11 protein-coding genes are annotated in these 10774 nt (G+C 73.0%); 4 read left to right on the top strand and 7 right to left on the bottom strand.

Going from position 1 to position 10774, the window contains the following annotated elements:
* Positions 1-346 precede the first annotated feature (346 nt).
* The 4 genes from ACFCY1_RS07820 to ACFCY1_RS07805 all read left to right on the top strand — a co-directional run bounded on the left by ACFCY1_RS07820 (position 347) and on the right by ACFCY1_RS07805 (position 3850).
* Positions 347-553, top strand: a complete 207-nt coding sequence (locus ACFCY1_RS07820; protein WP_049657493.1) for a cold-shock protein — start codon at positions 347-349, stop codon at positions 551-553.
* Positions 554-716: 163 nt separating this feature from the next.
* Positions 717-2384 carry a DEAD/DEAH box helicase gene (locus ACFCY1_RS07815; RefSeq protein ID WP_074001000.1) on the top strand — a complete coding sequence of 556 codons (1668 nt, stop codon included), beginning with the start codon at positions 717-719 and terminating at the stop codon, positions 2382-2384.
* Between the two features lie 292 nt (positions 2385-2676).
* On the top strand, positions 2677-3390 hold the full coding sequence (locus ACFCY1_RS07810) for a ricin-type beta-trefoil lectin domain protein (RefSeq protein WP_053112563.1): 714 nt from the start codon (positions 2677-2679) through the stop codon (positions 3388-3390).
* A 148-nt stretch (positions 3391-3538) separates the two neighbouring features.
* On the top strand, positions 3539-3850 hold the full coding sequence (locus ACFCY1_RS07805) for a hypothetical protein (RefSeq protein ID WP_117487358.1): 312 nt from the start codon (positions 3539-3541) through the stop codon (positions 3848-3850).
* A gap of 3 nt (positions 3851-3853) precedes the next feature.
* Here the strand turns inward: ACFCY1_RS07805 and ACFCY1_RS07800 are convergent, their stop codons facing one another.
* The 7 genes from ACFCY1_RS07800 to cysC all read right to left on the bottom strand — a co-directional run bounded on the left by ACFCY1_RS07800 (position 3854) and on the right by cysC (position 10724).
* On the bottom strand, positions 3854-4588 hold the full coding sequence (locus tag ACFCY1_RS07800; RefSeq protein WP_375873923.1) for a sirohydrochlorin chelatase: 735 nt from the start codon (positions 4586-4588) through the stop codon (positions 3854-3856).
* Between the two features lie 10 nt (positions 4589-4598).
* Positions 4599-5531 (bottom strand): ABC transporter permease, encoded by a 933-nt coding sequence (locus ACFCY1_RS07795; protein ID WP_074001002.1) that lies wholly within the window; start codon positions 5529-5531, stop codon positions 4599-4601.
* Positions 5518-6321: an ABC transporter ATP-binding protein gene (locus ACFCY1_RS07790; protein WP_049655033.1), complete on the bottom strand. Its 804-nt coding sequence runs from the start codon at positions 6319-6321 to the stop codon at positions 5518-5520. The genes ACFCY1_RS07795 and ACFCY1_RS07790 overlap by 14 nt, the downstream gene beginning before the upstream one ends.
* A gap of 142 nt (positions 6322-6463) precedes the next feature.
* The gene (locus ACFCY1_RS07785) at positions 6464-7627 is read right to left on the bottom strand and encodes an aliphatic sulfonate ABC transporter substrate-binding protein (RefSeq protein WP_375873922.1); all 1164 of its coding nucleotides are present in this window, start codon (positions 7625-7627) and stop codon (positions 6464-6466) included.
* Between the two features lie 246 nt (positions 7628-7873).
* Positions 7874-9187: a sulfate adenylyltransferase subunit 1 gene (locus ACFCY1_RS07780; protein WP_074001004.1), complete on the bottom strand. Its 1314-nt coding sequence runs from the start codon at positions 9185-9187 to the stop codon at positions 7874-7876.
* Positions 9187-10146, bottom strand: coding sequence for a sulfate adenylyltransferase subunit CysD (gene cysD / locus ACFCY1_RS07775; RefSeq protein WP_375873921.1), 960 nt, complete (start codon positions 10144-10146; stop codon positions 9187-9189). Before cysD ends, ACFCY1_RS07780 begins: the two co-directional genes overlap by 1 nt.
* Positions 10143-10724, bottom strand: coding sequence for an adenylyl-sulfate kinase (cysC, locus tag ACFCY1_RS07770; RefSeq protein WP_049655048.1), 582 nt, complete (start codon positions 10722-10724; stop codon positions 10143-10145). Before cysC ends, cysD begins: the two co-directional genes overlap by 4 nt.
* Between the last annotated feature and the right edge of the window lie 50 nt (positions 10725-10774).

The raw sequence follows: 10774 nt of genomic DNA, 5'->3' as shown, positions 1-10774 counted from the left end.
GGCGGGCCGCCTCTTTGTTTAAAACCTCACCGCCCCCCCCCGGCCCCTCCGGGGGGGGTACCCCCCCGGGGCCCCCCGCCTCGGGGGGGGCGCCGCTGCCCCGTTTCCGAGGCCACCAAACGTGATCTCCTGGGCGGGAAAATCCCCGGTCAACCCCCGTGCCACCGTGCTACAGTCGAAGCAGTTGCAGTTTTGGTTCCCATGAACGTGGTGTGCGCCTGCTGGTACCAACCGACAGGCGCATTTGTTTTGTCCGGTGTTTCAGTCTCCGGATGGGGATCGCGGCTACCACGGGGATCCACGAGGTGTGGATCCCTGATGCCCCCAGGATTTAGAGGAGACGGTTATGGCTACCGGCACCGTGAAGTGGTTCAACAGCGAGAAGGGCTTCGGCTTCATCGAGCAGGATGGTGGCGGCGCCGACGTGTTCGCCCACTACTCGAACATCGTTGCCCAGGGCTTCCGTGAGCTGTTCGAGGGCCAGAAGGTCGAGTTCGACGTCACCCAGGGCCAGAAGGGCCCGCAGGCCGAGAACATCCAGATCATCGGCTGACGTCAGCCTCCACGCTGACTCGCGATCATCGCGAAGCGGGGGCCCGCACCGCACGGTGCGGGCCCCCGCTCATGCCGCCGTACGGCCGGGGCGGCGCACTCCATGCATCCGACGGCCGACTCCAGCCCGCAGCCCGGGCTGTAGACCGACGGACGGAGAATCCGTGACCACCCCTGCCCGCTCGCCGCGCGACCGCGGCCCCCGCACCACCGACCAGGCCCGCCGCACCGCCGGCGGCGACCGCCCGCGCAAGCCGCGCGGCCGCAGCGGCGCCCCCAAGCAGGCCCGCCCCGCCGCCGCCCCCGAGGCCACCGACTTCACCGTGGTCCAGGGCACCCCGGCCCGGCCCCCGGCGGCGTCCTTCGCCGAGCTGGAGATGCCCAAGGCGATCCTCTCCGCGCTCGGCCGCCAGGGCGTCACCGAGCCCTTCCCGATCCAGGCCGCCACGCTGCCCGACTCGATCGCCGGGCGCGACGTCCTCGGCCGCGGCCGCACCGGCTCCGGCAAGACCCTGGCCTTCGGCCTCCCGCTGCTCGCCCGCACCGCCGGGCGCCGCGCCGACGCCCGGTACCCACTGGCGCTCGTCCTGGTGCCGACCCGCGAGCTGGCCCAGCAGGTTACCGAGGCGCTCACCCCGTACGCGACCGCCGTCAACCTGCGGATCACCACCGTCGTCGGCGGCATGTCGATCAACAAGCAGGCCAACGCGGTGCGCCGCGGCACCGAGGTCCTGGTGGCCACCCCGGGCCGACTGGACGACCTGATCGGGCGCGGCGACGTCAACCTCTCCGACGTCGCGATCACCGTCCTCGACGAGGCCGACCAGATGGCCGACATGGGCTTCCTGCCGCAGGTCAGCAAGCTGCTGGAGCAGGTCGCCGAGGGCGGGCAGCGGATGCTGTTCTCCGCCACCCTGGACCGCAACGTCGACCGGCTGGTCAAGCGCTTCCTGACCGACCCGGTGACCCACTCGGTCGACCCCTCGGCCGGCGCGGTCACCACCATGGACCACCACGTCCTCCAGCTGGAGCAGGCCGACAAGGCCTCCGCCACCGCGCACATCGCCTCCCGCGACGGCCGCGTGATCATGTTCGTGCACACCAAGCACGGCGCCGACCGGCTCGCCAAGCAGCTGCTCGCCAACGGCGTGAAGGCCGCCGCGCTGCACGGCGGCAAGTCCCAGCCGCAGCGCAACCGGGTCCTGGACCAGTTCCGGGACGGCCACGTCACCGCGCTCATCGCGACCAACGTCGCCGCCCGCGGCATCCACATCGACGGCCTGGACCTCGTCGTCAACGTCGACCCGCCGGTCGACCACAAGGACTACCTGCACCGCGGCGGCCGCACCGCCCGGGCCGGCGAGTCCGGGACGGTCGTCACCCTGGTGCTGCCCGAGCAGCGCCGCGAGGTCAACCGGCTGATGACGACGGCCGGCATCCGCCCGACCGTCACCAAGATCCGCCCGGGCGACGCCGACCTCACCCGGATCACCGGCGCCCGCACCCCCAGCGGCGTGGCCGTGACGCTGGCCGTACCGGTCACCGCCGACCAGGCCGCCGGGGCCAAGGGCGGCGCAGACAAGCCCGCCGGGGCCAAGTCCGGAACCCCCCGCCGCCGGCCCGGCAAGCGCTCCGCGCTGCCCGCCGACGTCGACATGAACGGCAACCCGCGCCGCCCCCGCCCCAAGCAGCGCATCGGCGGCGCCGCCCAGGGCGAGCGCCCGCAGGCGGCCGGCTTCATCGGCCGCTCCTCGGGCCGCGCCAAGCCCGGCAGCGGCACCAAGTCCGGCTCCAACTACGGCACCGGCCGCCAGCGCCGCAAGGCCGACTGACGGCCGTCCCGGCCACGCCGTACGGGCCCCGCACACCCCCTCGCAGCAGGGGGCGTGCGGGGCCTCCGGCTTTTCCGGGACCGGCGCCGTGCCGTGCCCCGGCGAAACTGCCGCCCGGACCGACCGCCCAGCTCAGCCCCGGCGCACCCGGCAGCTGCCGGTGCCCTGCCGGTTGACGGCCGACCGCGCACCCCCGAGTCTCTGACGCGGCCCACACATCCGACGCCCCGTCACCACGGAAGCGCGGATGGTGAGTCCACGTGATCCCCCCACTCGGAAGGACGACCGTCCCATGCGCCGAACCTCCGCCCTGCTGACCACCGCCCTGCTCGCCGGGGCCGCCGCCCTGGCCGCCCCGGCCACCTCCGCCCAGGCCGCCCCGGCCTGCGGCGCCTGGGCCTCCGCCTGGAACGCCGTCGGCAGCTGTACCGGCCTCGACCCGATGCAGACCTGGACCGTGACCGCCAACTGCCTCTACTGGAACTCCAACCACACCGTGCAGTTCTCCCGCCCCGCCATCGGCGGCATCGCGATCGGCGACGGCACCATGTCCGCGTCCTGCGGCATCGGCGACAGCGTCCAGTTCCCGCGCGTCGTCCTCGGCGCCGTCCCGCCGGCCGGCCCGACCGGCCAGATCTCCGGCTACGCGAGCAAGTGCGTCGACGTGAAGGGCGCCAACGTCGGCAACGGCACCGCCGTCCAGATCTACGACTGCAACGGCTCCGTCGCGCAGAAGTGGCGGATCGGCGTCGACGGCACGATCCGCGCCCTCGGCAAGTGCATGGACGTCTCCGGCGGCAACACCGGCAACGGCACCAAGGTCCAGATCTACGACTGCAACGGCAGCGGCGCCCAGCAGTGGCAGGCCCGCCCCGACGGCTCGCTCCTCAACCCGCAGTCCGGCCGCTGCCTGGACGACCTCGGCTTCTCCACCGACAACGGCAACCAGCTCGGCATCTGGGACTGCAACGGCGCCGCCAACCAGAAGTGGAACCTCCCGGCCTGACGCCCGCGTCGGCCAGGGCGTACGGCCCGTCCGTACGCGCTGCCGGTGCTCCTGGCCGCCGTCACTCGCCCGAGTGACGGCGGCTTGAGTCGTGCATCGCGTTTGCAACACGCTGCTGCTCGTGTGCCGGACGAGGTGGAGGTGACGCATGGCCGACAGCGCCGCGGATCCCGAGGCGATCGCCGAGTACTACGAGACGCACGAGCTGACCGAGGACGAGATCATGAGCGCCGAGCCGGGCGAGCCGGTGGCGGCCGAGTCGGTGATGATCACCACCTCGCTGCGGCTGCCCAAGCCGGTGATGGACGAGGTCCGGCGCCGGGCGCGGGAGCGGGGGCTGAAGCCGACGGCGATCATGAGGGAGTGGATCGAGGCCGCCATCGCGGACGTGGACGAGCCGGTGCCGCTCAGTGTGATCACCGCGGCGGTGGCGGAGTACCAGCACCGTCGGGCGTCGTGAGGGTCAGGCGGTGAGGGCCGGGGTGGTGTCCGCGGTGTGGCGGGCCTGGTCGTAGCGGTGGAGGAGGAGGGCCGCGAGTTCGGGGGACGGGCCGAGGACGTCGGCCACGAGGTCCGCGTCCGCGTCCTCGGCGGCGGCCGCGATGCGGTCGGGGAGGAGGCCGGGGGCGAGCAGGTAGGGGGCGACGGCGGTGCGTTCGGCGCCGGCGGTGCGCAGGGCGGCGAGGGCGTCGGGGACGCGGGGGCCGGCGGCGGAGGCGTAGGCGACCTCGACGGCGGCCCAGCCGCGGGTACGGCGCCACTCGGCGGCGACCGCGCGGGTCGCGGCGTCGGCGGCCGGGTCGGAGGAGCCGGCGGCGGCCAGGACGACGCCGGTACGGGCCCGGGCGGCGGGTGAGCCGACCGAGAGGCCGGCCTCGGCGAGGCGGCGGTCCAGGGCGGCGAGCAGCAGGGGGGAGGGGCCGAGCACGTCGGCGACCGGCAGCCGGGAGCCGGCGGCGCGCAGGGCGGCCGGGATGTCGTGCTTGGCGTGGAAGGCCCGGTTGAGCAGCAGCGGCACCGCCACCGCGTCCGCGAGCCGTCCGACCACCTGGGGGATCCGCGGCGCGCAGTGGTCCAGGTAGGCGGTGGCGACCTCGGTGCCGGGCCGCTGGGCCCGCACCTCCTCCACGAGCGCGGCCACCGTCGCGGCGTGGCGCGGGTCGCGGCTGCCGTGGGCGATCAGGAGGAGGGCGGGCATCAGCGCTGCCTCACTTGCCGGTGGCCAGCAGGCCGCGGTTGCGCAGCACCCGGCGTTCGACGGGGGTGAAGACGAGGAGTTCGATGGCGATGCCGACGAAGAGGATGAGGATGATGCCGAGCAGGACGCCGGACATGTCGGAGAACTCGCGCTGGTCCTCCAGGAAGCGGCCGAGGCCGCGGCCCAGGTCGGGGGAGGAGGCGACGAGTTCGGCGGCCATCAGGGAGCGCCAGGAGAAGGCCCAGCCCTGCTTGAGGCCGGCGAGGTAGCCGGGGAGGGCGGCGGGGATGAGGACGTGCCGGGCGCCGGTGAGGCCGGTGGCGCCGAGGGTGCGTCCGGCCCGCAGGAACAGCGGCGGGACCTGGTCGATGCCGGCGACCAGGCCGTTGGCGATGGAGGGGACGGCGCCGAGCAGGATGACGGCGTACATCATCGAGTCGTTGATGCCGAGCCAGATGACGGCGGCGGGCACCCAGGCGACCGAGGGCAGCGACTGCAGGCCCTGCAGGACGGGCCCGATGGCGGTGCGCACCGGTCTGATGCGGGCGACGACGAGGCCGATCGGGGTGCCGATCACCACGGCGAGGAGGAAGCCGGACAGGCCGCGCCAGACGCTGGTCCAGATGATCGAGAACAGCGTGCCCTGGTACCAGAGGTCCTGGGCGGAGCGCCACACGTCGGCGGGGCTGGGCAGCTTGTAGGAGGAGGTGAGTTCCAGGCTGTACGCGCCCTGCCAGAGCGCGAGCACGACGAGCACGCCGATCAGCGGCGGCAGGGCCTTGCTGCGCAGGGCCTCGCCGAGGGAGCCGCGCTGTGCGGTGACGGCGTCGAGGGCGTCCAGGCCGGCGCCGACGCCCGCGGTGTCGGCGGTCCTGTCGTTCCGGTCGTGCTTGTCGTTCCTGTCGTTCTTGTCCAGGACGGGGGTGGTGTCAGTGCTGGCCATGGCGACGGATCTCCCCACGCAGTTCTTCGGTGATCTCGATGGACAGGTCGGCGACGCCGGCGGACTCGATGCGGCGCGGCTGGGGCAGGTCGATGTGCCATTCGCGGGCGACCCGGCCGGGGCGGGAGGAGAGCAGCACGACCCGCTGGGCGAGGCGGACGGCCTCGCGGACGTTGTGGGTGACGAACAGGACGGTCAGCTGCCGTTCGGCCCAGATCCGGGTGATCTCGTCGTGGAGGACGTCGCGGGTGATGGCGTCGAGGGCGGCGAAGGGCTCGTCCATGAGCAGGACCTTGCTGCCCTGGGCGAGGGCGCGGGCCATGGCGACGCGCTGGCGCATGCCGCCGGACAGCTCGTGGACGCGCTTGCCGTACGCGCCGTCCAGGCGGACGAGTTCGAGCAGCCGCTCGGCTTCGGCGCGGCGCTCGGGGCGGGCGACGCCGGCCAGCTTGAGGGCGAGTTCGATGTTCCTGCCGGCGGTGAGCCAGGGGAAGAGCGCGTGCTCCTGGAACATCAGCGCGGGGCGGCCGCCGGGCACCTCGATGCCGCCGGCGGTGGGCCGGTCGAGGCCGGCGACGAGGTTGAGCAGGGTGGACTTGCCGCAGCCGGAGGCGCCGAGCAGGGTGACGAACTCGCCGGGGGCGACGTCGAGGGTGATGTCGTCCAGGACGTGGGTCTGGGCGCCGGGGCGGCCGAAGGACTTGTGCACGTGCGAGATCCGGACGGCGGGCGCACCGCCGTGGGCGTCGGCGCCGGGGGCGTCCGCCGAGGTGGTCAGTGCCGGGGTCATCCGGGCACCTCCTGGATGAGTGGTCTGGCGAGGTCGGGGCCGTGGCCCGGGCCCCGCCCGTCCCGGTGGGCATCGATCGGGGATCGACCGGGCGGGCGGGGGCCGGACCGCGGAGTCGTGACGAACGGCCTTGCTGCGGGCGCTACTTGGCGCCGAGTCCGGCGTCCGCGACGGCGGGCCGGCCCTCCGCGGAGAGGACCTTGTTCAGCAGGGTGAGGTCGTAGATGCCGTTCAGGTTGGGCTTCTTGAGGAGCCCGGCGGTGACGGCGTGGTCGGCCTCGGCCTGGAGGGTGTTCGCCAGCGGGTCGTCCAGGAAGTCGATGTCGGCCCAGGCCGGGTCGAGGATGGCGGGCTCCAGGGAGTTGCCGGCCTCCTTCTTGATCGCCTCGTTGGCGTCGGCCTTGGCCTTGTCGGAGTTGTCCTTGATGAAGGCGTTGGTCTTCACCGAGCCGCGCAGCACGGCCTCCACCACGTCCGGGTGCTCCGTGAGGAACTTCTGCGAGACGATGATGTTGGTGATCACGAACTTCTTGTCGGGCCAGACGTCCTTCTCGTTGAGCAGCACCTTCGCGCCGAGCGTGACCAGCTTGGAGGCGGTGGGCTCGGGCACCCAGGCGGCGTCGATGGAGCCGGACTTGTACGCGTCGGGGGTGACCTTGTTGTCGGTGCGCACGACCGAGACGTCGCCGGCGCCGGTGGCCGCGTCGACCTTGTAGCCCTTGCCCGCCAGGTAGTTGAGCAGGGCGACGTCCTGGGTGTTGCCGAGCTGCGGGGTGGCGATCTTCTTGCCCTTGAGGTCGTCCAGGGTGGCGATCTTCTCCGGGTTGGCGACCAGCTTGACGCCGCCGGAGGCCGAACCGCCGATGATCTTCAGGGACTTGCCGTCGGACTTGGTGTAGCCGTTGATCGCGGGGGAGGGGCCGATCCAGCCGATGTCGATGGAGCCGGCGTTCAGCGCCTCGATCTCGGCCGGGCCGGCGTTGAAGACCTGGGTCTTGACCTGGGTGGCGCCGAGCTCCTTCTGGAAGAAGCCCTCCTGGAGGCCGACCAGCGGGGTGCCGTGGGTGAGGTTGGCGAAGTAGCCGATCTTCACCGTGTCCGCGGACAGCTTCGCGCCGGAACTCCCGGCGGTGGCAGCGGCGTTGGCCTTGGCGTCGGAGGACTTGTCGTCCGCCTTGGAGCCGTAGCTGCAGGACGACAGCAGGGCCGCCACGGTCAGGCCGGCCGCGGCGGCGGCCGCGGAGCGTCTGATCCGCCCGGCGTCGGGGCGGGTGCGGGTATGCGGGAGGGCCGGGTTCGGTGCCATGGCGAGAGTCCTGTTCGCGGACGGACCGTCAGGAGGCGGTCTCGGACGGACGGTTGGAAGGTGGTGCGCGCGGCAGCGGTGTGCCGGGGGCAAGCCGGGCGGCTGTGGGGGGAGACAGCCCGGTGACAGGGCGTTCTCAGCCCCGTCGGCCCGCACATCGGGTCAGGCCGCCCTGGCCGCTGCCGAGGACGCCGCTGCCGATGCGGCCGCCTTCCTTGTCCATGCCCGAGAACGCCTCGCTGGGCATCAGACCCAGTCCTCCTCGTCGGGTGTGCCGGTGGTGGGTACGGTGGCGAAGGCCTCGCCCGCCATGCCGGCGGTGAGGGTGGTGCCGTCGGCCGGGTCGATGAGCAGGAACGACCCGGTGCGGCGGTTGTCGGAGTAGCCGTCCAGGGCCAGCGGCTCGGCGGTGCGCAGGACGACCCGGCCGATGTCGTTGACGTTCAGCCCGTCGGGGGCGGGGCGCTGTTCCAAAGTGTCGATGTCGATCCGGTAGGCGACGTCCTTGACCAGCGCCCGCACGGTGCGGGTGGTGTGCTTGAGGAGGACCTTGTCGCCGGCGCGCAGCGGCCGTTCGCTGAGGTGGCTGACGGTGGCCTCGATGTCCTTGGTGGGGACGGGCACGGGCCCGGCGGCGATGAGGTCGCCGCGGGAGACGTCCAGGTCGTCGGCGAGGCGGACGGTCACCGACTGCGGGGCCCAGGCGGCGTCGGCCTGGCGGCCGAGGGCGTCGATCCCGGCGACGGTGGTGGTGTGGCCGGACGGCAGGACCGTGACGGTGTCGCCGACGCGCAGCACGCCGGACGCCAACTGGCCCGCGTAGCCGCGGTAGTCGGGGTGCTCCTCGGTCTGCGGGCGGATGACGTACTGGACCGGGAAGCGGGCCGGCTCGGCACCCGGGTCGCTGCCGACCGGCACCGTCTCCAGGTGCTCCAGCAGGGTCGGGCCGCCGTACCAGTCCATGTGCGCGGACGGCTCGACGACGTTGTCCCCGGCGAGGGCGGAGATCGGGACCGCCAGCACGTCCTTGACGCCGAGCGAGGCGGCGTAGGCGGTGAACTCGGCGGCGATGGCGGCGAACACGGGCTCGGCGTAGTCGACCAGGTCCATCTTGTTGACGGCGAGGACGACGTGCGGCACGCGCAGCAGGGCGGCGACGGCGGCGTGCCGGCGGGTCTGCTCGACGACGCCGTTGCGGGCGTCGACGAGGACGACGGCGAGTTCGGCCGTGGAGGCGCCGGTGACCATGTTGCGGGTGTACTGCACGTGCCCGGGGGTGTCGGCGAGGATGAACCGCCGGCGGGGCGTGGCGAAGTAGCGGTAGGCCACGTCGATGGTGATGCCCTGTTCGCGCTCCGCGCGCAGGCCGTCGGTGAGCAGGGCGAGGTCGGGCGCCTCCTGGCCGCGGCTGCGGGAGGCGTGCTCGACGGCCTCCAGCTGGTCGGCGAGCACCGACTTGGAGTCGTGCAGCAGCCGGCCGACGAGGGTGGACTTGCCGTCGTCGACGGAGCCGGCGGTGGCGAAGCGCAGCAGCGAGGTGGCGTTGGTGGCGGTGCTCATTAGAAGTATCCCTCGCGCTTGCGGTCTTCCATCGCGGCCTCGGAGAGCTTGTCGTCGGCCCGCGTCGCACCGCGCTCGGTGAGGCGCGAGGCGGCGATCTCGGCGATGACGGCCTCGATGGTGGTGGCGTCGGAGTCGACGGCGCCGGTGCAGGACATGTCGCCGACGGTGCGGTAGCGGATCAGCCGCCGCTCGACCGGCTCGTGCTCCTTGGGGCCGCCCCAGTCGCCGGCGGTCAGCCACATGCCGCTGCGGGCGAAGACGTCCCGCTCGTGGGCGTAGTAGATCTCCGGCAGCTCGATGCCCTCGCGCTCGATGTACTGCCACACGTCGAGCTCGGTCCAGTTGGACAGCGGGAAGACCCGCACGTGCTCGCCCACCGCGTGGCGGCCGTTGTAGAGCGACCACAGCTCGGGGCGCTGGCGGCGCGGGTCCCAGGCGCCGAACTCGTCGCGCAGCGAGAAGACGCGCTCCTTGGCGCGGGCCTTCTCCTCGTCGCGGCGCCCGCCGCCGAACACCGCGTCGAAGCGGTTCGCCTCGATGGCGTCCAGCAGCGGCACGGTCTGCAGCGGGTTGCGGGTGCCGTCGGGGCGCTCGCGCAGGACGCCGCGGTCGATGAAGTCCTGGACGTGGGCGACGTGCAGGCGCAGGCCGTGCCGCGCGGCGACGCGGTCGCGGTAGTCGATGACCTCGGGGAAGTTGTGCCCGGTGTCGACGTGCAGCAGCGAGAAGGGGACGGCGGCGGGCGCGAAGGCCTTGAGCGCCAGGTGCAGCATGACGATGGAGTCCTTGCCGCCGGAGAACAGGATCACCGGGCGTTCGAACTCCCCCGCGACCTCGCGGAAGATGTGCACCGACTCGGCCTCCAGCGCGTCCAGGTGGGACAGCGCGAAGGGCCCCCCTGAATTCTGGTTGGGGTCGCCGGCGGTGCGGACCGGGCTGTCGGTCTCGGTGGTCATGCCAGACCCCTCTCGGTCAGGAAGGCGTGCAGCTCGGCGGCGGACTCGGCGACCGCGCGGCCCCGGGTCTGGAGGCGCAGCTCCGGCCGCTCCGGGGCCTCGTACGGGTCGTCCACGCCGGTCAGGCCGGAGATCTCGCCGGCCGCCTGCTTGGCGTACAGGCCCTTGACGTCCCGTTCGGCGCACAGCTCGACCGGGGTGGCGACGTGGATCTCCAGGAACTCGGTGCCGGCCGCCGCGTGCCGCTCGCGCACCGCGGCGCGGGAGTCCGCGAACGGGGCGATCACCGGGGCGAGCACCTTGACGCCGTTGGCCGCCAGCTTCTCGGCGACGAAGCCGATCCGGGTGACGTTGGTGTGCCGGTCCTCGCGGGAGAAGCCGAGGCCCTTGGAGAGGAACTCGCGGATCTCGTCGCCGTCCAGGACCTCGACCTTGTGGCCCTCGGCGCGCAGCCGCTCGGCGAGGGCGAAGGCCAGGGTGGTCTTGCCCGCGCTCGGCAGCCCGGTCAGCCACACGGTGGCGCCGCGCTCGCACGGGGCGGCCGTGCGGGCCGCCTCTGCGGCTCCGTCGGCGGCCAGGGTGTCAGCTGTCACGGTTCTTTCCTTACACGAGGATGGACGGACGATCA

The sequence above is a fragment of the Kitasatospora sp. NPDC056273 genome, from assembly GCF_042268845.1.
Lineage (GTDB): Bacteria > Actinomycetota > Actinomycetes > Streptomycetales > Streptomycetaceae > Kitasatospora.
This window is presented reverse-complemented; position numbering and strand designations above follow the sequence as displayed.